Consider the following 22,392-nt stretch of genomic DNA (forward strand, 5'->3'; position numbering starts at 1 on the left):
CTAGACCCACTTGTCTCCGGTGAGGCGCTCGTAGACCTCGACGTACCGGTTGCGGGTGGCTTCGACAACCTCGTCCGGGATCTCCGGCCCCGGCGCCGTGCGGTCCCAGTCGGTCAGCGTCGACGACCAGTCCCGCAGGAACTGCTTGTCCAGGTAGCGCTGCGTGCCACCCGGCTTCCACTCATCGGCCGCCCAGAACCGTGACGAGTCCGGCGTGAGCAGCTCGTCCCCCAGCTTGAGCGTGCCGTCCGCCGCGAACCCCAGCTCCAGCTTGGTGTCGGCGATGATGATCCCCTGCTCGGCCGCCACCTGCTGCCCACGGCGGTAGACCTCGAGCGTTATCCACTTCAGCTCGGCCGCGACCTCAGGGTCGGTGGCGCTCTCGACATCCGCGTACGTCATGAACTCGTCGTGCCCCTCACCCGGCGGCACCTTGGTGGTCGGCGTGAAGATCGGCTCAGGCAGCTGTGACCCCTCGATCAGCCCAGCCGGCAGCGCCACCCCGGAAACGGCACCGTCCCGCTCATACTCCTTGAGCCCGGACCCCGCCAAATACCCCCGGGCGATGCACTCCACCATGACCATGTCGAGCCGCTCACACCGAACAGCCCGCCCAGCCCACTCCGCCGGCACGTCAGTGCTGGACACGATGTGGTTGGGCACCACGTCAGCCAACTGCTCGAACCACCACAGCGACAGCTGAGTCAGAATCTTGCCCTTGTCCGGAATGGCCGTAGGCAGCACCACGTCATAGATCGAGATCCGGTCCGACGCGACAAGCAGGATGTCCCGCCCATCCGCATAAACCTCACGAACCTTCCCCGAGTGCAAAAGCTCCACGTGCTCCCCTTAGCCGAACGGACTGCCGCGTTCACGCTAGCCGACACCCTCCGCGGGGTCGGGCGAGACACCTGGGTGAACTCGCGCTCAGCGGGTGATGAACCAGGGCATCATCTGGCTAAGGTGATGACCATGGCGCAGATGTTTCAGGTGGTCGACCTCTTCGCGGGCTGCGGCGGCATCACCGCCGGATTCCACGGAACGGGACGATTCGAGACGGTCGGTGCTGTGGAGATCGACTTGGCGGCGGCCACGACATACACGGAGAACTTCGGAGTCGGCATCGTTCACCGAGGCAGCATCGTGGGCTGGTCCCCGCCCGAGCGGGCGGCGTTCGCCGACGTGGTCGTCGGAGGGCCGCCATGCCAGGGGTTCTCAAATCTGGGTTCGAAGAAACTGGATGATCCCCGTAATCAACTGTGGCGCGAATACGTGCGGGTGCTCAACGAGATCCGACCCAAGGTTTTCGTGATCGAAAACGTCGATCGCTTCCTGAAGAGCACCGAGTTCGCCGCACTGCAGGATGAGACGAGGTCCGGCGGCCAACTGGAGAAATACCGTTTGAACTGGGAGCTCGTCAATGCGGCCGAGTTCGGTGCCGCTCAGGTGCGACGTCGGGCGATCGTCATCGGCACCAGGATCGACCTCGATCCGATCGAGATCCCGAACCCCACCGTTCGACGCCGGGAGAACTGGCGCACCGTTCGCCAGGCCCTGGACGGCATCGATACGAACGTTCACGTGGACAACCAATTCCTGCCGTCCCGGACGATCACCTATCACGACGGTCGACCGGTGCCCGGTTGGTACAAGAAGCTTGATCTTCACGTGACCCGTAACTATCAACAGCTTTCGCTCGACCGATTCCGCGCCATTCCGGCGGGTGGCAACAGGTTCAATCTTCCCGACGACCTGAAGAGCCCGTGCTGGATCAAGCACACCACCGGCTCCGGCGATGTGATGGGTCGACTGCGATGGGACCAGCCTTCGGTCACCATCCGTACCGAATTCTTCAAGCCTGAGAAGGGTCGGTACCTGCACCCGTCCGAGAACCGCGCCATCACCCACCTCGAAGCAGCTCGCCTTCAGGGCTTCAGCGACGAGTTCCGGTGGAGCGGTTCAAAGGTCGACATCGCGCGTCAGATCGGGAACGCGGTTCCGGTGGAACTCGCCCAGGCGATCGGTGAGCACCTCGCGAAGAACTTGGACGCGCGCCTCTGACGAGGTCTCAGCCCGATGAGGGTCGCACAACAGCGGCAATGCGATCGGCGGCCTCGACGGGGTCCTCGTGTTCCCAGATCCGCACCACATCCCAACCAAGTTCGTTCAGGTGGGCATTGGTGGCTTCGTCCCGCTCTCGATTCTTCGTGAGTTTCTCCGCCCACCACTGAGAATTCGCAGCAGGGCTGGTCGCGTGCACCGGGCAGACATGCCAGAAGCAACCGTCGACGAAGACCGCCACCCGGCTCCGGGTGAACGCGATGTCCATGGTTCGCCGAGTCATTCCGGGAATCGGCACCGTGACGCGAAACCGTAGGCCCATGGCATGCAGTCGCCGGCGTATCGCCACCTCGGGCTGGGTGTCGCGACGACGTTGCCGACTCATTCGACCGGAAACGGCCACCGAACTGGGAGTCGGGCTCGATACCACCGGCATGTCCGCCACGGTACCTCTCATCGGATGCTGGTCGCGGCAGCCCGGAGCCGGTGGGCTGTCTCAGTGCAAAGCTGTCTGCACAACTCGTCCAACTGCGTGTCGCTCAACGCTCGGGCATCGACGAATGCCAGGTAGCGCCGCAGCCATTTTGGTGACCTCACGAATGAGCAACCGATGGTTGACATCCGGCGGTGCCGCGACCACAGCAACCGCGAGTGCCGTGGCCAGCCGCGGGTCACCGCCGATGATTCGTCGTTCGAGCAGTTGGTTGAGGTCGCTTTCGGAGAGAGCGGCCAGCACGTGATCACGGCCGGCGAACACCACGGCTTGCCACCAGAGCCTGGCCCACATGTGCCGAGTGAGATCGCTGGCTATCCAGCGCTCCTTGTTCTCGACGCCGAACCGCCACATGGTGACATCGGGCAGTGCCACCAACGAGGTGAAGGACCACAGCTCGCGGCTGCCCCCATCAGCCCAGCTCAGATCCATGTGATGGCGGACCACAGGTGCCGCCGCTCGATCGAACGCCACCCGTGCCTCGGCATTCGCCGCACCAGGAAACCCATGTGCGAGGGCCACCTCGACGATCGACTCGACGAACAGCTGAATCTGCCGGGAAGAGACCCGTCCACCGACGGGAGCCCACAACTGGTCAGGGTGCGTTGTCGCCCTCACCGGCACCTTGCCGGCCTTCAGATCGGCGTGGAGCGCGGCCGCGACCACCAGCGGAATACGTGGCCAGAGCTCTGTCATCGGAAAGTACGCCCCCGGCCCGCCTGTCGAACGGCTCCGGACAGTCGAGTACGGAGGCCGGCAATGTCCTGGCCGGTGGACGGTGGGATCAGTTCGAGTCCGGAGATCTCCAGCGTCCGGTCCAGCACGTCACCGACGGTGTCCGGTGGCCAATCCTCACGTTCGATCAGGTCCTCCCGGACGCTGAGAGCGATCTCCAACAGCAATGCGGCCACGCCGGCCTCGAGTTCGTCCAGCAATGCCTGCTGGCGCCGATCCTTGGCCCCACGCATAAGAGCCGCGCAGAGTTCCCTGTCCTGTGTGTTGATCAGGACGCGGAACGCACCGAAGAAGGGCGCGAGCAGTTCGGTGCTGCTCTCGAGGTGCCAGCTCGCCGCGGGTGAGAGGCGAGTCGCGGCAAAGTCGATCTGCTGCATCGGGAACATGGAGGACTGACTTTCAAGGGCCACCCGCTGCATCTGCTCGCACAGAACCGATCCCGCGATCGAGGCAACGCCGGGTTGAAGGGTGGTCGGCCGCCTAGCCAGGCAGAGTGCACTCCGAAGGGTGAGCGTCCCTGAAACACGTTCACCGACCAACCGCGCATCGAGCACAGCGATGCCGTCCGCTCCCAGGGGAACCGGGCTACCCGCCTCGGTCATGCCGGTCGACGAGCTGGTCCAGGAGAAAGCGACGACCACATCAGCCGGTTCGACGCCGGTCTCGTGGCGAAGACGGTTCGCGTCCACCCGAACCCGACGAGCAAGGCGGAGGTCCGTGCCGGGATCCCAGCCGTCGATCTCGTCCGGCAACACGGTCCATCCCTCCTCCTCGGTCTCGATGTGCCACGGTTCCCAGACGACTGTCTCGGGAAGCGGCACGAGGTACGGCTTGACATCAGCCGGCATCAGTCACCTCCTGGCCTACCTTGAATCTGACCACTGCGTCCGGCACGTACGTGGCCAGTACGTACCAGTCGGAAGCCTGTCCGGGGGACAACATGATGGCGGCACCTTGAACCACGGCAGCGTCGCTGACCGACTGCCATTGCAGGATCTGCGGTACGAGGGCTCCGGCGGGCGGTTCACCTTCTCTGCCGCCGCCCTCGACGACGACCTCGACCTCGGCGGTCACCACGCGCCGAACACTCGAGGCCGGGGCGTGAACAGTCGCCACCAGGAACGGCCGGCCGTCATGGAACCGGAGTGACGGCGGTCCCGACAACCGAACTGCGCCACCTCGTGCCGGCCGGCCTCCTCCTACGCCGCCTCCACCGTTTCCACCGCCGCCGTTCGTTCCCGGGCGACCGCCGGCAGGCGGGGTGTCCGTGAGTCGGGCCGGTACGACACTTGCCAGACGCGCGGCGAATTGCCCGAGACCTTGGCCACCGGATCCGCCCGCCTGCGTCCCCATGCCGAACCGCTCGTCGATCTGCTTGAGAATGAATGTTCGCGCCCCTTGGACCACACCCCTGGCTGCTCCGCTCAAACCTTTGGAGACCCAGTCGTCATGGGTCGGCGGCTCCGACGACGCGAACAACTCGTCGGCGTCCTCGGACGCTCTGAACACACCCCCGTAGCAGAGTCTGCTGTCGGGATGTGGCGGACCAGGAAGGTAGTCGACCACCAACTCCGCCACCCGCATGCGTGCGACGTGATTGCTGGGCCCGTCGAACGGTCGAGCCGCGGTCACGATGTGCCGGGCACTCGCGCCACCCGCCGCGGCAAGTGACAGCGCCAGAGCTCCCGCATCCTTGGGCGGAACCGTCCGGGCGAATTGTGAGCCGCTGCCCGCGCGGATCTCCTGAAGAGCCTCCACGAACGGCGCGAAGTCCTCCAGCGTCTCGGGCGAGGGCACACGCACCCGCGATCCGTCGACGCCGACGAAGAACCGCATGTGCGTTCCGGACTCGTCGGGAACCATCTTGGGCCAGAGATTCCACAGGATCGCCGACGTCAGATAGGTAGCCGCTTCGTGCGGACTCCGTTCGCGCGCCTCCTGGTCGTGACCTGTCAGGCCGAGGTCAGCGGCGAGCACGACGATGTCGGTTCCGGTCCGACCGTCCGCGAATCCTGGAAGGTTCAAAGCCCTGGAGAACGCGGCGGCCTCGTCATCCACGATCGGATCGGGTACGTCGTCCGGACCCACCTCACCCCACCAATGGCGGCCCGTGAAACGGCGATCGCCGCTGTACCAACTGTGTCCCAGCGCGGCCCCCATCAGCCTTCGCCGTGATTCGCCCTCGGTGTTGGTGTCCACCAGGATGGCCCCGACGCGACTGATCCGGTAGAAGATGCCTTTGCCGAAGCCGTAGGTGCCGCCGCCGAACTCATGGTCGCTGGGCTCACCGACGTTGCGAAGGAACTGGACGAAGTCTGCCTTCTCATCACCCTGCGCCTTGATCCCGGCACGGAGTGGACCACCCAGCCCCACCGTATCCCGATCGGAGATCACCAGGGCGATCGCCCCGGGCCGGAACGCGCCTTCGAGTTCGACGTTCGATGCCACCGCGGGTCCGGGGAGCAGCAAATGTCGCCACGACTCCGTCTGCGTTCCCAAAATCCGTACGTCGATCTCGAAATCGACCACGGCACCCGGCAGACGTGCGTCCCAGCTGTTCTGCGCGGCCTCTCTGACGAGGACCGCCAGCGGATCCAACGCAGGCCGACCCAACTGCTTGACAATGCCCTCGGCCGCCGCCGAACCCTCCGGCGCGAACGGCTGCGACCACCACCGCACGGTCATCGAACCAGCTCCGAGGCGATCTCACTCAGCGACGCCCCGTGTGCGTGAGGAAGGAGAGCGGCCAGCTCGACGCTGTAGCGGACGTCGGTGATCCCGTCAGGCGATCTGCCGTTCACGATATCGGAACCCACGAGGCGAGGTACGGAGCCGTCGACCCGAACGCGCAGGACCTCCTCCACCGCGAACCTGTCCGGGTCGGGTCGGACGGGGTCCGGGTGCCAACGAGCCGCCGCAAGTCGAGACCGAAGAGAGTCACGGGCAGCCCCCGACTCCTCGATCCGAACCACGACATCATTCAGGCTGAGCCCGTTCGGGTCATCGACGACCCGCAGGAGCACGAGGTCGAGAGATCGGCCGTCATGAGTGTCAAGCTGATCCAGACCATGAATCGTGACGGCATCACTCTGGGCGCCCAGCGTTTTGACTTCGATACAGCCGCCCTCGGCTTCGAAGTCGTGCGGTTCGTTCAGCGGTCCACGCCAGGACTCGACGGGAAAACCCCGCTCGGCGAGCAGCAGCTCGCTCAAGACCGTGAGCTCGCCGAACAGTCCCATCTTCGCCTGGGGTGACAATTCACGGACCAACAGGTTGCGGAACAAGTTCCTCCAGCGGGCCACGACGCGGACAGCGGTCGACGCCGGTCGATCCACCCTGACGATCTCCTGCAGCACGTCCCGCAGGACTTCGTCGAACTCCCCGAAGAGGTCGGGCTCGGTGCATGAGACATCGAGATAGTCGATGTGGGGACCGCCGAAGGAAAGCCGCCGCACGGTGGTGCCGAGAACCGCCGGACGCCGGTCGACCGGAACGCCTTCACCGAGGGCCGGTACGAGGAGGTGCCGGACGCCGGCACGGTCGAGAGCCACCCGACATGGCTGTGCCGCGAAGGACAAGGCAAGCGGGAAGGACTCGAACTCCTGTGCGCGGGGCAGATTGAGAACCGCCCATGCACGCTCGAGTTCGGACGGCTCGAAGCCGCTCATACGAGTTCCTCGGTGTCGACATCCAGCGCCTCGTCGAGATTCACGCTCTCGACGTCGGAGAGGTCCACCGACACATGGCTTGCTCTGATCGTCTTGGTGTTCACGTCGCCCGGAAAGGTGATCCCCAGACCGACGACCGGAGCCATGGCGTCCAACGGCTTTCGCTTCAGTGTGGTGCGCCCGGTGGAATCCGTCCGAGCCGGCTCACTGAGCTGATCGATCAGATAGAGGACGAGCAGGCCACGATCACGGTTCACCGGGTCGCTGTTGCGCAGTGCGACCAGATCTCCTTCGCTCTTCGCTCTGGCCTCGGAAACAGAGAGGTCAAGGTCGAGAGCCCGGTCCTGCTTGCTCATGAGCGTCTTGATGTCGGCGCGGTCGGGATTTCCGTCGTCAAGACGCGAGCGGACGGCGTACTTGATCTCGAGGCCGCCCAGTTCGGCCGTCCTGCCTTCACCGACGACGACGGCGACCGACCAACTCGCCAGGCTGGGTCGACTGTCCGAGAGTCGATTGTCGATGTATTTGGTCATCAGCTTGGGATCGAGATCCGTGGAGTCCTCGTGCACCTGGTACTGCGTCAGGAAGTTCTTGATGAAGCTGACCGGGACATCCCGAATGAGCAGGGCCGTGCTGAGCGTCTCCAGGTTGCCGTGCAGTACCGCATCCTGCACCAGGTTCTCTGCCGCCTGCTGATTGCGGTCCAACCAATCGGCATCACGGTGATGGAAGTATCGGGTCTGCAGACGCCGGCCGGCGTAGGAGATGTACGCCGGCTGCGCACCGCCCATCTTGGCGGTGATCCGCAGTGAGGGATGGGTCTTGATCCGGACGGCAACCTGGGTCGGGGTCAAATTCTCCCGCTGGTAGCGGTCGATGTCGTCCCGCATCTCGTGCTCGACCGTCGCGAGGTGTCGGAAGGCATCCGAAAGGCTCGGGGTCATCCAGATCCGCGGCAGGTCCTCGTAGCCCGTTCGATAACCGAACCAGCGGCCCATCTGGAGAAGAGTGTCGTAGGCCGTGGCACCGCGAACGAAGAAACTGACGACGAGGCCCTCCAGCGTCAGACCGCGGGACAGGGTGTTACCACCGACAGCGATCGCCACGACCGACGGCTCCGAATAATCCAGGCGGTCCTCACTCCGGAAGTTGTCGAGCACAACCTTGGTGTCGGCGATGACGTCCGCGAGGTGTGTCACGACCTCGTCGAACGTGTTCTGGGCGCGTCCGAAGTCTTCCGACGGCACCTTCGCGGATTCCTCCTCCCACAGCCTGCGCCAGGAGCTGAGCGCCTCCGGACCGCCCGAGGCAAGGCCGTCGAGGGCTTTCTTCCGCAAGAACAGGAGGGGATCACGGTAGCTCTCGTGCACAGCGATCTTGACCGAGGTGTGGATCAGCATGGTGCTGTGACCGACATCCCGCCGCGCTCGGCGAGCGGCGGTGGCCAGCCAGAACCAGTGAACGGCGGACACCAACTCGTCGATCATCGTCGGAGTGAACCCTTCGGCTGACTCCTTGCCTCCCGGCCGGAGCAGCGGGACGTCGTCCTCCGAAACTGTTCGCACCATGTCGTAGCCGTCGGGCGGGCCGTCGCCCGGTTCCAAGCTCTCCCACTCGACGGCATAGCGTCCGAAGATCTTCTCCGGTCCGAAATATCCGTCCGGTCTCGGCAGATTGAGGATGAAGGACTTCGGATAGAGGTCGTCCGGAGTCGTGGGCTCGATGAACACATTGGCGAACGGCGTCGCCGTATATCCGATGTAGGTGCATTTCGGCATCAGCGCCAGCAACTTGCGGATCAGCGGGTTGATTCGCCCCGTCGCGACCGAAGCTTGATCCGCCTCGTCGTCGATCACCAGCACAGGGACCGACTCGAGCGCCTTGCGTCCGCTCGACGTGTCCAGCCACTGAACGAGTTTGCGGAGAACCGCGGCGTTCTTCTTGACCACCACGAGTACCGGCTTGTCGGGATTGAGCACCGCGCCGGCGTACTCGGGTGGGACGACGAAGTCTCTCTGCTCGGTCGTCTTGGGAACCCAGTGATCCGGGTTCAGGTCCTTCAGGTACTCGTCGAGCCGGACCTGCGTCTGTCGCCGGAGGCCGTTGTGGATACCGGAAAGCACAATGACCAGCCGGTAGTCCACGTCCGCCAACTTGGCCGCGACAGCAGTGAAGTTCGTGGTCTTGCCGCTCTGCACGTAACCGACGACGAGTCCTTTGGAGTCCCACCGAGGCTTGTCGGGCCTCGGAGTGTGCGCCACCACCGTGTTCGAGGCCACGTCGACCGACTCGATCCGCTCCGAAGGCCAGTCCTCGTCGATGAACTGCGTCTTGAGCGACTGCCAGAAACGGTCCGCCCGGTTCGGTCCGCTGTACCAGTCCTCGGAGCCCGCCGTGATGACGGGAGGGCCACCGACCTGCACCTTCTCCTTGTCGGCGAGGAACTGTTTGGCGAACTGCTCGACCATCACCGGATCCAGCGATTCGGAGAAGCTGGATACGGCCGCCTCGACCCCGTGCTTCCGGGCCCAATCGGCGAAGACCACGTACAAGCTCACTAGTTGCTCCTCAGGTCGCACTCAGGGTGCAACTTAGCCGAGGAACGAGGCCACCGGACCCAGCATCGCCGGATCGCTCGGCCCGCATACTTCGCCGAAAGATCGGCAACGGATGGGTCGATCGGCGGAGGCCACTTCAGAGTCGCATCCATCGGGCGGCGCCGGGGTGATCGGTGCCCGGACGCCGAAAAGGCGGCCCCGCCAGGCCGCCTTTTCGGAGTTCGCGGTCAGCCGTTCATGAGTTGGAGCATCTGCTGGATCTCGCCCTGGCGGGACTGCTGCACCCGCTCGGCGAACTTCTTCGCCTCGCTGTTCTTGCCGCCGGTCAGTTCGACCTTCGACATCTCCATCGCCTGGTGTTGGTGGGCCAGGAAGAGGTTGAGGAACGCCGTGTCGAAGGAGGCGGCCTTCACCTTGCTCAACGCCTTGATCTCGGCCTCGCCGGTGCCGGGCAGGCCGCCGTGGTCGGCGTGCAGGCTGGGGGCCTGGTCGACCTCGGTGGGTGCGTCCCAGTCCTCGAGCCACGTCCGCATCATGGCGAGCTCGTCCTTCTCGGTGGCCTGGATGGCCTGGGCCAAGGTGGCGAGCTGGGGGTTCTTCGCCCGCTTGATGGCCGTGGTGGTCATCCGCAGGCCCTGTTCCTGGTGGTAGGCCAGCATCTGCAGGAACATCACGTCGGTGTCGTTGTGTTCGTCGCCGGCCTTGATCTGGGCTACTGCCTCGGCGGCGACCGTGGTGCCGGCCGCGGGGGCTGCGGGCTCTTTGGCGGTGCCGCACGCGCCGAGGATGAACGGCGCCAGCATGGCCGCGGCGATCAGGCGGCGCTTCACAGCGGGAGCCACAGGGCGAGGGTGTAGACCGACGGCTCCCAGCTGTTGATCGCCGTGTGGCCCTGGCGGCACTGGAACTTCTTGCCGTTGAAGGTCACCACGTCACCGGCCTTGTAGGTCGCGCCCGCGGCCCAGGTGCCACCGGCGACGGGAGCGGCCGGCGGCTTGGTGGCGGCCGGCGGCGCGGTCGTGGGCGCAGCAGTCGGCGGCGTGGTGGGGGCCTTGGTCGGCGGGGTGGTGGGAGCCTTGGTCGGCGGCGTGGTGGGGGCCGGGTTACCACCGGACGCGCCACCGCCCACGTTCAGGTCGACGCAGTTGTAGAAGGCGTTCCCGGTGTCCGCGATGTTCCAGACGGCCAAGATTTTCTGCCGGCCGGGGAACTTGCTCAGGTCGATCGTGTGGTTGACCACCGCGGCCGGCTGCGCGCCGCCGTCGTCGAACGAGGCGACCTTGCTGGTGCCGATGAAGTAGTCCCACGTCGACGTCTTGTGCCGGGCGGTCAGCACCCAGCTGAAGTTCACCGACGACCCGACCGACTTGGCCGGCCAGGCCCGTGACTCGTCGGCCAGCACCGAGAAGCCGGCGACGCCACCGTCACACGACTTGAGGCCCTTGGGGCCCTCGACGCTCTGCGGCTCGAACTGGATCTGACCGCAGTTGGTCACGGCACCGGACGCGCACAGCGCCTGACGGCTCGGGGGTGACGACACGTATCCGTGCGCCGAGGCCGGTGAGGCGACCGCCAATGTTGTGCCCGCTGTGATTCCGAGGGCCATCAGGGGATAGGCGATCTTCCTGCGCATGTGGGTCTCCGTACTGTCTCGTCGCGGCAGTTACGGCGGCGACGCTACGGAGAGCTTCCATAACGGAGCCTTAAAGGCCCCGAAAACAATCATGAAACCGTACGGCGGGCCCGTCGCGGACGAGCCGGTGCTTGCAGATAGATGCCGACCCGCGCGCCGCCCAGCGGGCTGCGGGCGATCACCATCTCGCCGCCGACCATCTCGGCCGCGCGGCGCACGATGTCGAGCCCGAGCCCGGTCGAGCCGGCGCCGCTCACTCCCCGTTGGACGGATTTGGCCGGGTCGGCGATGCCCGGACCGGCGTCGTCGACGAGCAGTCCGGCCGGCGAGACGCTGACCCGGAAGGCGACGCGTTCCGGGGTGTGCGAGAAGACGTTGCCCAGCATCGCGTCGACCACGCCGATCAGTTCGCTGCGCGGGACCGGCACCATCACCGGTTCGTCGCCCCCCACCACCTCCCACGGGCGTTCCTGGTCCTCGGCCAGCACCGACCAGAACGCCAGCCGGTCGGCCAGCACCTCGACCAGGTCGGTCTGCTCCCGGCCGCGCGCCGCCACCCCGAGCCGGGCCCCCTTGATGATCGCCTCGAGTTCCTCGTCGAGCAGGTCGCAGGCCTGGCGCATGCGCTCGCCGATCGGGCCGGGCGGCATCGCCTCGGCGTCCAGCCGCAGGGCGGTCAGCGGGGTGCGCAACCGGTGCGACAGGTCGGCGGCCAGCTCGCGTTCCCGGTCGAGCAGGCTCTTGAGGTCGTCGGCCATCGTGTTGAAGGCGTTCGCGGCGTCGCGCAGCTCGGTCGGGCCGTCGGGGGTGACCCGGGTGCCGAGCTCGCCGCCGCCCAGCTTCCGGGCCGAGCCGGCCAGTTCGCGGGTGGCGCGCACGAGGCGGCTGCCGAGCCGGTCGGCGAACAGTGTCGAGCCCGCGACCAGCACGATGGCCAGCCCGCCGAGCACGAACCAGGCCGCCCACACGCCGCGGGTGAGCTCGGTGTCGGGCACGAAGACCTCGACCACGACCGTACGGCCGTCGGTCAGCACCGTGGGCTGCAGGTAGACCAGCCCGCCGGTCACCGGGGCCAGGGCCGAGCGCCGGTCCTCGGCGGCGACCGCGATCTGCGCGTCCGAGGTGTGGGAGACGCCGATCGCGGCCACGCCGGGCAGGTGCACGGCGAGCCGGCTCTCACTGCCCGCGGTCGTGCTCGCCACCGCGTTGGTCAGCAGCGTCGGGTCGGCGTCGACGCCGAGCACGGTGACCAGCGAGGTGGCCTGCTGGCGGGCGTCGCTGACGGCCCGGTCGTACGCGATCTGACGGGTGGCCACAGCCAGCGGCACGAGGAAAGCCAGCGCGACCATCGAGGTGATCGCGAGCGCCAGCCGGTTGAGCGCCCATCTCATCGGGGATCGACCATCATGACCCCGACCCCCCGTACGGTGTGCAGGAACCGAGGCTGGGCGGCGGTCTCCCCGAGCTTGCGACGCAGCCACGAGATGTGCACGTCGATGGTCTGCTCCTCGCCGATGCGGGCCTGGTTCCAGACCTCGTTCATCAGCTCGCGCCGGCTGATCACCTGGCCCACCCGCTCGGCCAGATAGGCCAGCACGTCGAATTCGCGCCGGGTCAGCTGCAGCGGCTCACCCCGCAGCTCGGCGCGGCGCTGGCGCGGGCTGATGACCAGCTCCCCCACGGTGATCGCGGTCGGCGCCTCGGTGGTCGTGGCCCGGGCCCGGCGCAGCACGGCCGAGATGCGGGCCAGGATGTGCCCGCCCGAGAACGGCTTGGTCACGTAGTCGTCGGCGCCCGCGCTGAGCAGGCTGATGATGTCGGCCTCGGAGCGCCGCGCGGTGGCCACGATGACCGGGACGTCGGACACCGAGCGCATCATCCGCAGCGCGTCGGTGCCGTCGATGTCGGGCAGCCCCAGATCGAGGATGACCAGGTCCGGCCGCTCGTCGGTGACGATCTTGAGGGCCTCGGCGGCGCGGCCGACCGGTCGCACGACGTGCCCGGCATCGGTCAGCGCGCGGGACAGCGCCGCCGTGATGATGCGGTCGTCCTCGACCAGCAGGATCATCGCCATGGCGTACACCATAGGGGCAGATGAGACGATGTCCTCGTGCGATCTTCCCGTTGGGCACCGATCGCGGGGTGGTGTGCCGCCACCGCGTCGAGCATCGTGCTGGCCTCGGTGGCCCTGCTGCCGGTTCTGCGCACGTCTTCGCCCGAGGACAGCGCGCTCGCGCAGTTGCCCGCGGCCGAGTCGAGCACCTTCCCCGCGCCGTTGCCCAGCGTGACGACCTCCGCGACACCCAGCAGTCGGCCGGCCACCCGGAAGCCACCGGTCACGACGTCGAAGCCCACGACGCCATCACCGCGACCGACGACCACCGCGCCCAAGCCACCGCCGGCGGCGACCGGCACCACGCCGCCGGCCACGACCGAGGACGGCTGGACGGTGACCACCGCCGCCGACGGCAAGCGGACCTACGTACGGTCGTTCCGGGTCGAAGGCGGTCAGGCGGTCATCCGGATGACCTCCGACGCGGTGGTGTCACTGGTGACCGCGACCCCGGCCGACGGCTGGTCGGTGCAGAAGGTCCAGGACACGCCGGACAACATGGCGGTCTACTTCAACGAGACCCAGCACAGCTTCATCATCCACGCGACGTGGTTCAACGATCGTCCGTTCGTGCAGGTGAGCGAGGTGGGTTCCTGATTACCGGCCCGACAGGCGGGTAAGTGAGACCCGAGGAAGGGAGCTCACTGATGACGACGCACACCGACCAGCAGCCCGTCGGCCAGCTGGTCAGCCAGCTGAGCGAGCAGGTGTCGACGCTGGTCCGGGACGAGCTGACGCTCGCCCGCATCGAGATGGTCGAGAAAGGCAAGCGCGCCGGAGCCGGAGCCGGGCTGCTCGGCGGGGCCGGCGTTATCGCCCTGTACGGGCTAGGCGCTCTGTTCGTGACGATCGGGGCGCTGCTGGCCCTGGTCATGCCGGTCTGGGCGGCTGCCCTGATCGTGACCGTGGTGCTGTTCGCCGTGGCCGGGGTGGCCGCGCTGATCGGCAAGAACCAGGTCAAGAAGGCCGTGCCGCCGGAGCCCGAGGAGGCCATGGCGAGCGGCAAGCGTGACGTGGAGGCCGTGAAGGCCGCGATCCAGGAGGGACGGCACGCATGAGTGACACGAGGTCGGCCGACGAGGTCCGCGCGGAGATCGCCGAGACCCGCGCCGAACTGGCCGAGACGGCGTCGGCCCTGGCTGCCAAGGCGGACGTGAAGGCCCAGGTCAAGAACGCGGTGGCCGACAAGAAGCAGGCCGCCGCGGAGAAGACCGGGCAGATCAAGCAGACCGCGGCCGAAAAGGCGGCCCACGCCAAGCAGGCCGCGGCCGAGAAGACCGAGCAGGTCAAGCAGGCCGCCGTGGAAAAGACCGAGCAGGTCAAGCAGGTGACCGCTCAGACCACGGCCCGGGTCACCGAGGCCGCCGCCGAGCACAAGGACACGCTGCTGGGCGGGTCCGAGCCGGGCCGGCACGAGGCGGCCGGCCGCGCGAAGACCCGTCGGCCGATGCCGATCGCGGCCATGGCGGCGGGAGCCGCGGCGGTCGTCGCCGCGATCACTCTCATCCGGCGTCGCCGACGCTAGAAACCAGCGCTGGAACGGCGTCCTGCGGGAAGTGCTCGAGAAGTGCTTCCTCCAGGACGCCGTTCAGCATCCGGGCGTATGTCGCGGTCAAGTGGAACCGGTTGCGGTAGACCGTGACGTTGCCGATCACCGGGGTGCACACCGCCGTGCACAACCACGGCAGGACCGAGATGTACCCCGTACCGGTGGCCTCCGCCGCATCGGCCTCGGCGTCGTTCCACAGGCGGGCGGTGGCGTCCGCCCGTGATGTGGTGCAGGCCTTGATGTCGTCCGGGTGAGCGGCAAGGCACTCGGGGGCGCTCTGGTCGAGCACCGGGGTGTTGCCCAGCACCACCACCTGGCCGGCGAAGCGGCGCAGCGTGCGCAGGGTCTCGGTGAGACCGGTCCGCCACTCGCTCGACGTGATGAGCTGCGCCCGGCCGTGCTTCTGCGAGAAGCTCTCGTTGGTCACGATCACCAGCTCCGGCTTGATCGCCGCTACCCGGCCGGCCACGAACTCGCGGAACCGGTCGCATTCGGTGAAGGGGCGCTGCTCCTGCTGGTTCCAGAACGTGATGGCCAGCGCCGGGCAGGCCGGTTTGCCGAAGAACTGCAGCCGCCAGTCGCGCCGCTCGGCGATTGCGGACAACGCCGGCAGCCACATCCCGGCGTGCGAGTCGCCGTAGAGCACCACGTCGATGGCGCTGGCCCGGTCACCGAAGACGCACGGCTCGACCTGGACGGCCTTCGGCCCCGCCTCGCACGTCTCGTTGTCGAAACCGAGGTCCTCGGCGGTGGTGGCCAGCGACGGGGTCAGATCGGCGGGCAGGGCGCCCTGGACGGTCGCCTGGCGGACGGCGGTGACGACCTCGGTCAGGCCGATCCGCGGGGCGGGCGGCGCGACGGCACGCGGGGGCGGCGGGACGGACGCGGTGCACCCGGCGATGACTCCGAGCAGCGCCATCATCGGCACCGTCCGCGACGTACGGGTGGACTCACGGCGGGCCATGCGGCGCTCCTAGTCGGGGTTGATACTCGCTGCCGCTCCCGGTGCCGGCCGCGGGCGAGGTGGACGTCTGCCACCGGGCCACCACCAGCGGCGCGACGATCAGCCAGGCGGCCAGCGACAGGGTGAGCACCGGCGAGCCGCGCAGGCTGCGGCTGCGCCGGACCGGTTCCTCGATGCCGAAGTAGGTGATGACGGCGAGCCCGAGGGAGGCCAGGACGAGCAGCGCCCGGGTGGTGGCGGGCAGCGGTTCGCCGTACGCCTGCTCGGCGATCACCAGCACCGGCCAGTGCCACAGATAGAACGAGAACGACACGCGACCGAGCCGGACCAGCGGCCACCGGCCGAGCACCGAGTCACCCCGCCCGGCCAGCACCAGCACCGTGGCCAGCACGGGCAGCAGGGCGGCGTATCCCGGGAACGGCGTGCTGTCGTCGAAGGTGAGCGCGGCCACCACGATCAGGGCCAGCCCGGTGCCGGCCATCGCGGTGGCGATCCGGCCGGGGATCCGGTCGAGCCGCGTCGCGACCAGCGCCAGCAGGCACCCCGCGCCCAGCTCCCACGCGCGCGTCACGGGCGAGAAGTAGGCCCAGGTGCCGGTCTGCCAGATCGAGTACGCGAGGGACGCGGCCACGGCGGCGGCCAGCCAGTAGCCGATGGCCCAGCGGAACCCGAGCCAGAGCAGCAGCGCGATGGCGATCGGCCAGACGAGGTAGAACTGCTCCTCGACGGCGAGCGACCAGAAGTGCTGCACCGGCGACACCGCATCCTGCGAGGCCAGATAGTCGACGCCGCCGGCCGCGAAGCGGTGGTTGGCGCTGAACAACGCCGACCAGACGACGTCCCCGGCGATCTCGTCGCCGCGCAGGAAGCCGAGCCAGTGGTAGCTCGCCAGCAGTGTCGACACGAGCACGACGGCGGCCGCGGGCAGGATCCGCCGGGCCCGCCGGGAGTAGAACTCGATCAGGGACAGGCCGCCGGTCCTGCGGATCTCGCGCAGCATCAGCGAGGTGATCAGGAAGCCGGAGACGACGAAGAAGACGTCCACGCCGACGTACCCGCCGGCCAGGCCGGGAACACCGGCGTGGAAGAGGACGACCAGGACCACCGCGACCGCGCGCAGGCCCTCGATGTCGGGCCGGAACCGCATCGCCGATCCGGCCGCCGCGGGGGCCGCCGGATGGCGTACGCCGGTTGTCGTCTCTGTCATCGCGCACACGCTAAAGCGTCGAAAAGCCGCTAACTGCCGTTCACGGCGGATACGGCACCTTGCGGGACGCTTTGGCTGTTCGGCCGCGCGCGGGCCGACGCTGTGCTAAGCGGGCTGGAAGGTGCAGCTGTTGGCCGGGTGGGTGGTCGAGGCGATCACCGCGTCGAGCCGGTCGCGGGCGGCGGTCAGCTGGGCGATCTGCGCGTCGATGCGGTCACGCTCGGCGGCGAGCAGCGCCCGCGACTCCGGCGTGCTGACCTTCGCGTCGACACAGGGCAGCAGGCCGGCGATGGTCCGGCTGGTGAGCCCGGCCGCATAGAGATGCTGGATGAGCTGCACCCGGTCGACCGCCGGCTCGGTGTAGTGCCGCTGGCCGCTCGCACTGCGCTCGGCGGTCAGCAGACCCTGCTCCTCGTAGTAGCGCAACGCGCGCACACTCACACCGGCCTGGTCGGAGAGCTCGCCGATCCGCATGATGACCCCCTACCTCTGACGTTGACGTCAGGTGCGAGCTTAACGGTAGGCCCGGACGTCGGCGACCGACCACCAGCTGTCCGACGCCGTGGTCAGCGTGATCCGCACGTGCCGGACCGGCCGGCCCCGCAGGTCGGCCTCGGTGAACTGGCCGGTTCTGGAGGCCCGGGCGGTCCACCAGTGCCTGCCGTCGGCCGAGGCGGTCACCGCGTAGCCCCGCGGGTGGTCGCCGAGGTCGGCACCGGTGTCGAAGACGATCCGGCCGACGGACTGCCCGCGGCCCAGGTCGACCTGCAGGAACTGACCCGGCTGCTGGCCCGTTCCGCTGGTCCAGCGGGTGCTCGCGTCGTCGTCGACGGCCTGGGCCACCTCGCCCGGCGGATTGGCGGCCGCCGTCCAGCCGGCCGGTACGATCGGCCGGTCGCTCGACCGTCCACGCCAGACGAACGTGGCCAGCGAGCCACCCGGCAGCGTGTACTCGAACGTCCGGCCGCCGTACTGCACGGCGAACGCCTGCGGGTTGTCGTTCTCGTTGTGCGCGACCAGGACCGTGCTGCCGTCCGGGTTGACGAACGCGACGTCCATGACCCGGCCGTTCCAGCCGGTCGTGCCGAAGGAGGTGCTGGCCACCCGTACGGCTCCCGGCTTCACGAATCGGGCCAGGTGACCGAGCGTGTAGAACTCGGCGTTGCGGGTCACCGAGCCGTCGTCGTTCACGGTCAGCACGCCGGTGCAGGTGCCGCAGCCCCCGTTGTGCGGGCCGTTGGTCTCGTCCAGGGCCAGATTCCAGTTGATCACCGTCTTGGCCCAGTTCCGGGTGTTGCCGATGATCAGGTTGCGGGCGTGCCACTTGAGCGTGTCGGAGAACGTGGCCGCCGGGTCGCTCGACTGGCTGCCCGAGCACTCGGTGAAGTAGATGTCCTTGGCCGGGAACTCGTTGTGCAGCGCGGTCATCGCGCTCGGGTCACCGTAGTAGCAGTGGTAGGCGGTGCCGGCGATCCACCTGGCGGCCGGGGTGGCCAGAAGCTCCTGCGGATAGTGATCGATGTCGTCGACCGAGTCGGGCGGTGTGCCGGCGGCGTCGTTCGGATGCTCGGACCAGTTGTGGTCGTACCCGAGAATTTTGGTCCTCTCGCCGGCCGCCCGCAGCATCGGGCCGAGGCGCTCGATCACCTCGGCCGCCTGCCACGAGGGCAGGTCCATGCCGGGGTAGCCGGCCGGTGCGCGGTTCTGCGGCTCGTTCTGAACGGTGAGGGTGTCGATCGGGACGCCCTCTTTCCGGTACGCCTGCACGAACTTGACCAGGTAGGCGGCGTAGGCCCGATAGATCGCCGGCGAGTCGATCAGCCGGCCACCGCTCAGCGAGCCGTTGGTCTTCATCCAGGCCGGCGGGCTCCACGGCGTGGCCATGACCCGCAGCTCCGGGTTGAGGCGGCGGGCCTGACGCAGCAGCGGCAGGATCTGGGCGCGATCGTGCTTGACGCTGAAGTGCCGCAGCGGGTAGTCGGTCCGGCCGGCCGGCACATCGTCGTACGTGTAGGCCGGCCCGTCGGTGAAGTCGGAGGCACCGATGGGCTGGCGCAGATAGCTCAGGCCGTTCCGGAAGAGCGACTCCATCGCCGCGTTGCGGGCAGCCGGGCTGAGGCGGTAGAGCACGGCGGCCGACGAGTCGGTGATCGAGGCGCCGAAGCCGGCCATGGTCTGGAAGCGGCGGTTCGGATCGACGACCACGGTCGGCACCCCGGCGCCGGCTCGGCCGAAGGCAACGGTGCCCTGGTCCGCGAGGCGTTGGCTGCCGTCCGGGGTGGTCACCCAGACATGGGCGCTCTGCGTGTCGTGAGCCGCCGCCGGCAGGGGCGTGGCCAGGACGGTGGCGGTGATCGCCACGAGGACGGTTCCTATGCGGGCCACGAGTCTCCCCTGTAACAGACAGAAACGTTTCTGATACACCTAGGTAATCGCGGCAGTCGACAGGTGTCAATGTCTATGCTGCGGTCATGACCCAGGGGCCCACAGTTCGTGACATCGCGGCCCACGCGGGCGTGTCTATCGCCACCGTCTCGCGCGTGCTCAACGATCAGGAGCACGTCTCGCCCGGCACCCGGGATCTGGTGCAGCAGGCCATCGACGAGCTCGGCGGCCGCTCCCCACGGCGCCGCCCGAGCCGCACCGGCGCGATCTTCGTCCGCTGCCCCTACCTGCTCACCGACTACTTCGGACTGATCGTCTCGTCGATCGCCGAGACCCTCGACCTGCACGGCCGCCAACTCGTGCTGAACGCCGGCGAGGCCGCCCAGGAGGTGCCGGTCCTCGGGTCGCTGCCCGCCCGGCCGGGCATCGGCGGCGCCATCGTGGTGCTGCCGCCCGAGCCGGGCGAGGAGCTGATCGCCTTGCAGGGCACCGGTTTCCCGTTCGTGGTGGTCGACCCGCGGGAGGATGTGCCCCGCGACATCGCCGCGGTCTCGGCGGCCCATTTCGCCGGCGCGCGCAGCCTCACCGCGCACCTGACCGGGCTCGGCCACCGCCGGATCGGGTTGCTGGCCGGCCCGGACAACTGGCTGGCCAGCACCGCCCGCCGGGCCGGGCACGTCTCGGCCCTGGCCGACGCCGGGGTGCTGCTGGACCGGCAGCTGGCCCTGCCCGGCGAACCCACCGTCCGCTTCGGATTCCAGGCGGCGCAACGGTTACTGAATCTGCGCGACCGGCCGACGGCCCTGGTCTGCTTCAACGACAAGGTGGCCTCGGGGGCGCTGGCCGCGGCCGTGCAGATGGGCCTGAGCGTCCCGGAGGACGTGTCCATCGCCGGCTTCGACGACATCGACCTGGCCCAGGCGACCCGGCCGATGCTCACCACCGTGCGCCAGCCGCTGGGCGAGATGGGCCGGATCGCCGTGGGCCTGCTCGTCCGGATCCTGGACCGGCACCGCCTGGACGCCCTGCACGTCGAGCTGGCCACCGAGCTGATCGTCCGGGCCTCGACCGGCCCCGCACCCCGCTGACCGGCTCCTACGGCTGCTGCTGCCGGCGGGGTGGATCGGTGATCAAGCCCCAGGCCGGTGCGGCCGGCTCCGGAGCGGCCAGCGGACGTGGCTGAGGGACGACCGCCTCGGCCGGGTCGGGCAGTGACTGCTGAGCGATGGGCAGCATCGAGACCCGGGGCAGCGTCACGATCGCCGGGTCGACCTCGACGGCCTGCACCACCGAGCCCCGGCCCTCGTGCTTGACCAGGATCATCGCGTACTCGGGAAGGTCTTGAAGGACCCGCGGCTCGAGCACGTATTCGTAGACGCGCTGGGCGGACTCCGCATCGCTCCAGTTCGTGCCGTTGGCGGTCGACTCGGTCTGGCTCCAGTTCCGGGTCTTGCTCCAGGTCGAGGTCGTGTAGCGGCGCAGACCGTGCCGGGACGAGCGCTCACCTTTCGATCCGCCCTTGGTCTCGGACTCGCCGGTCGTGTCGGCCAGCGTGTGGGTTTCCTCGCCGCCCAGCGTGCGGGTCAGCTGGCTGAGCACGAACTTGTGCCCGCGCCCCACGAACTCGGCCGCCTGCGCCGCCTCCTGATGGTTGCCGAGACGCATCAGCGCCACCTCGCCACCGCCGATCGTCTGCAACGACTCCGCGCGCAGATGCGAGAAGAACAGCACCAGCCGGATGCCGCGCCGCTCACAGAGGGTGCTGAGCCGTTCGATCGCCCGATGGTCGATCTCGTCGGCGCCCAGCAGCACCAGCGAGCCGATCGGCGTGCTCTCCCGGCGCACCTGATGACCCAGCCACTGCACCAGCAGATCCTTGAGCAGCTCGTGCTGGGCGCGGCCGCCGCCACCCTCGGCGACCAGGCAGGTGAGGTCGGCCGGTGGGGTTGTCGCCGGGTCGCTGCCCATGGCCTCCAGCGGGTGCAGGAAAGCCTCGATGCGACGCGCCCGCGACTCCTCCGGCCGCAGCAGCAGCAACTGCTCCTCCTCGGACGGCGACAGCTGGCCGGTCTGTCCCAGCCAGACGCGCAGGGCGGCCAGGAGCCGGGCCATGGTCAGGTCGGGCGCCAGCACGGTGGCGATCCGGTTGAGCAACGACGCGTCCTGCGACCGCTCGGCCCGGTTCCCGCCACCCGGCGCGTCGCCGTACATCGCCTCGACCAGCCCGTCCACCAGCTCCGCGGGCTCCAGCCCGGCGACCAGGTCGAACGACGCGAGCTCAGCCGGCAGCACCACCTCGCGGACGGTTCGCCCGGTGCCGAGCGCGAGCTGCATCAGTTCCCCCGGCAGCGCCTCGCCGGTGAAATCGGCCAGCACCATCCGGCCCCGGGTGGCCAGCAGCGAGCCGCCGAAGACGGTCAGCACCGCTTCCCACCCGTACGACGTACCCCCCACGATGTCGACCCGGCGGGTGCCCGGCGACGGGCTGGCCGCCGACCACTCCGGCAGGGCGTCGACCGCCCGTTGTTGCTGCTGGTCGTGCCAGTCACGGCGGCTGTCCCAGGACGCATACGCCGTCGCGTGCTCAGCCTCGGCCTTGCGCTGCGCCTCGTCGACCGACTTGCGGGCGAGCGACGGCTGAAGACCGGCCACGATCGCCCCGGCGACACCACCGAGCGCGAACAGCCCGGCCAGGAAGAGCACCAGCGTCCGCCCGCCGTCGGAGTCCCGGGTGAGCACCCCGCCGCAGCAGCCGATCAGCACGGCCAGCCCGAGCCCGGCCCCGAGCGAGATCAGGACGCGCTTGACCACGCCGCGCTGGGCCCGGGTGAGCCGTTCCCGCAGCTCGGGCGGCACGGGCGCGGGCTCCGGCGGCGGCTCCATGAACTTCCGGCGGTACAGGTTCCGGTCGTTGAAGATCCAGCCCAGACGCTCGCCCTCGGTGGCGAGCTGCTCGAACGGCTTCGGGGCGGGAACGGGGCTCGTCATCGCGGGGGACTCCGGGGGCCGTGGCCGATGTTCCCCTG

21 protein-coding genes are annotated in these 22,392 nt (G+C 68.5%); 5 read left to right on the forward strand and 16 right to left on the reverse strand.

Going from position 1 to position 22,392, the window contains the following annotated elements; translation table 11 throughout:
- Positions 1 to 840, reverse strand: a complete 840-nt coding sequence (locus NAG42_RS18755; protein WP_250031659.1) for a phosphoribosylaminoimidazolesuccinocarboxamide synthase — start codon at positions 838 to 840, stop codon at positions 1 to 3.
- Between the two features lie 132 nt (positions 841 to 972).
- On the opposite strand from NAG42_RS18755, the gene NAG42_RS18760 reads away from it, so the two are divergent.
- On the forward strand, positions 973 to 2,061 hold the full coding sequence (locus tag NAG42_RS18760) for a DNA cytosine methyltransferase (RefSeq protein ID WP_250031660.1): 1,089 nt from the start codon (positions 973 to 975) through the stop codon (positions 2,059 to 2,061).
- A 7-nt stretch (positions 2,062 to 2,068) separates the two neighbouring features.
- Here the strand turns inward: NAG42_RS18760 and NAG42_RS18765 are convergent, their stop codons facing one another.
- The 10 genes from NAG42_RS18765 to NAG42_RS18810 form a co-directional block, all read right to left on the reverse strand.
- Positions 2,069 to 2,497 carry a very short patch repair endonuclease gene (locus NAG42_RS18765; RefSeq protein ID WP_250031661.1) on the reverse strand — a complete coding sequence of 143 codons (429 nt, stop codon included), beginning with the start codon at positions 2,495 to 2,497 and terminating at the stop codon, positions 2,069 to 2,071.
- Between the two features lie 60 nt (positions 2,498 to 2,557).
- Positions 2,558 to 3,250, reverse strand: a complete 693-nt coding sequence (locus tag NAG42_RS18770) for a DUF6339 family protein (RefSeq protein ID WP_250031662.1) — start codon at positions 3,248 to 3,250, stop codon at positions 2,558 to 2,560.
- Positions 3,247 to 4,137: a hypothetical protein gene (locus NAG42_RS18775; RefSeq protein ID WP_250031663.1), complete on the reverse strand. Its 891-nt coding sequence runs from the start codon at positions 4,135 to 4,137 to the stop codon at positions 3,247 to 3,249. Before NAG42_RS18775 ends, NAG42_RS18770 begins: the two co-directional genes overlap by 4 nt.
- A complete protein-coding gene (locus NAG42_RS18780; protein WP_250031664.1) occupies positions 4,127 to 5,974 on the reverse strand; it encodes a hypothetical protein in 1,848 nt (615 codons plus the stop codon). The genes NAG42_RS18775 and NAG42_RS18780 overlap by 11 nt, the downstream gene beginning before the upstream one ends.
- Positions 5,971 to 6,957: a PD-(D/E)XK motif protein gene (locus tag NAG42_RS18785; RefSeq protein ID WP_250031665.1), complete on the reverse strand. Its 987-nt coding sequence runs from the start codon at positions 6,955 to 6,957 to the stop codon at positions 5,971 to 5,973. The genes NAG42_RS18780 and NAG42_RS18785 overlap by 4 nt, the downstream gene beginning before the upstream one ends.
- Positions 6,954 to 9,515 (reverse strand): Z1 domain-containing protein, encoded by a 2,562-nt coding sequence (locus tag NAG42_RS18790; protein WP_250031666.1) that lies wholly within the window; start codon positions 9,513 to 9,515, stop codon positions 6,954 to 6,956. Before NAG42_RS18790 ends, NAG42_RS18785 begins: the two co-directional genes overlap by 4 nt.
- A gap of 227 nt (positions 9,516 to 9,742) precedes the next feature.
- Entirely contained in the window at positions 9,743 to 10,357 is a 615-nt protein-coding gene (locus NAG42_RS18795) for a DUF305 domain-containing protein (RefSeq protein ID WP_250031667.1), read from the reverse strand.
- Entirely contained in the window at positions 10,342 to 11,148 is an 807-nt protein-coding gene (locus NAG42_RS18800; RefSeq protein ID WP_250031668.1) for a lytic polysaccharide monooxygenase, read from the reverse strand. Before NAG42_RS18800 ends, NAG42_RS18795 begins: the two co-directional genes overlap by 16 nt.
- Before the next feature lie 89 nt (positions 11,149 to 11,237).
- Positions 11,238 to 12,539 carry a HAMP domain-containing protein gene (locus NAG42_RS18805; protein ID WP_250031669.1) on the reverse strand — a complete coding sequence of 434 codons (1,302 nt, stop codon included), beginning with the start codon at positions 12,537 to 12,539 and terminating at the stop codon, positions 11,238 to 11,240.
- Positions 12,536 to 13,222: a response regulator transcription factor gene (locus tag NAG42_RS18810; protein ID WP_250031670.1), complete on the reverse strand. Its 687-nt coding sequence runs from the start codon at positions 13,220 to 13,222 to the stop codon at positions 12,536 to 12,538. The genes NAG42_RS18805 and NAG42_RS18810 overlap by 4 nt, the downstream gene beginning before the upstream one ends.
- 36 nt (positions 13,223 to 13,258) lie before the next feature.
- Here NAG42_RS18810 and NAG42_RS18815 point away from each other — a divergent pair, with 36 nt between their 5' ends.
- From NAG42_RS18815 to NAG42_RS18825, 3 genes are read left to right on the forward strand one after another with little or no spacing between them, the layout of a single operon-like run.
- Positions 13,259 to 13,858 (forward strand): DNA mismatch repair protein MutL, encoded by a 600-nt coding sequence (locus NAG42_RS18815; protein ID WP_250031671.1) that lies wholly within the window; start codon positions 13,259 to 13,261, stop codon positions 13,856 to 13,858.
- A gap of 50 nt (positions 13,859 to 13,908) precedes the next feature.
- A complete protein-coding gene (locus tag NAG42_RS18820) occupies positions 13,909 to 14,319 on the forward strand; it encodes a phage holin family protein (protein WP_250031672.1) in 411 nt (136 codons plus the stop codon).
- Entirely contained in the window at positions 14,316 to 14,786 is a 471-nt protein-coding gene (locus NAG42_RS18825; RefSeq protein WP_250031673.1) for a DUF3618 domain-containing protein, read from the forward strand. Before NAG42_RS18820 ends, NAG42_RS18825 begins: the two co-directional genes overlap by 4 nt.
- Here the strand turns inward: NAG42_RS18825 and NAG42_RS18830 are convergent.
- The 4 genes from NAG42_RS18830 to NAG42_RS18845 all read right to left on the reverse strand — a co-directional run bounded on the left by NAG42_RS18830 (position 14,764) and on the right by NAG42_RS18845 (position 19,366).
- Complete coding sequence (locus tag NAG42_RS18830; RefSeq protein ID WP_250031674.1) at positions 14,764 to 15,774, reverse strand: SGNH hydrolase domain-containing protein; 1,011 nt, start codon at positions 15,772 to 15,774, stop codon at positions 14,764 to 14,766. The genes NAG42_RS18825 and NAG42_RS18830 overlap by 23 nt on opposite strands.
- Positions 15,761 to 16,981: an acyltransferase family protein gene (locus tag NAG42_RS18835; protein WP_250031675.1), complete on the reverse strand. Its 1,221-nt coding sequence runs from the start codon at positions 16,979 to 16,981 to the stop codon at positions 15,761 to 15,763. Before NAG42_RS18835 ends, NAG42_RS18830 begins: the two co-directional genes overlap by 14 nt.
- A 105-nt stretch (positions 16,982 to 17,086) precedes the next feature.
- Complete coding sequence (locus NAG42_RS18840) at positions 17,087 to 17,455, reverse strand: MerR family transcriptional regulator (RefSeq protein ID WP_250031676.1); 369 nt, start codon at positions 17,453 to 17,455, stop codon at positions 17,087 to 17,089.
- A 39-nt stretch (positions 17,456 to 17,494) separates the two neighbouring features.
- A complete protein-coding gene (locus tag NAG42_RS18845) occupies positions 17,495 to 19,366 on the reverse strand; it encodes a glycoside hydrolase family 30 beta sandwich domain-containing protein (protein ID WP_250031677.1) in 1,872 nt (623 codons plus the stop codon).
- Between the two features lie 86 nt (positions 19,367 to 19,452).
- Here NAG42_RS18845 and NAG42_RS18850 point away from each other — a divergent pair, with 86 nt between their 5' ends.
- Positions 19,453 to 20,454, forward strand: coding sequence for a LacI family DNA-binding transcriptional regulator (locus NAG42_RS18850; protein WP_250031678.1), 1,002 nt, complete (start codon positions 19,453 to 19,455; stop codon positions 20,452 to 20,454).
- A 7-nt stretch (positions 20,455 to 20,461) separates the two neighbouring features.
- Here the strand turns inward: NAG42_RS18850 and NAG42_RS18855 are convergent, their stop codons facing one another.
- On the reverse strand, positions 20,462 to 22,354 hold the full coding sequence (locus tag NAG42_RS18855; protein WP_250031679.1) for a hypothetical protein: 1,893 nt from the start codon (positions 22,352 to 22,354) through the stop codon (positions 20,462 to 20,464).
- Positions 22,355 to 22,392: the final 38 nt, after the last annotated feature.

This window comes from Paractinoplanes maris, assembly GCF_023544465.1.
GTDB classification, from domain to species: Bacteria; Actinomycetota; Actinomycetes; order Mycobacteriales; family Micromonosporaceae; genus Actinoplanes; species Actinoplanes maris.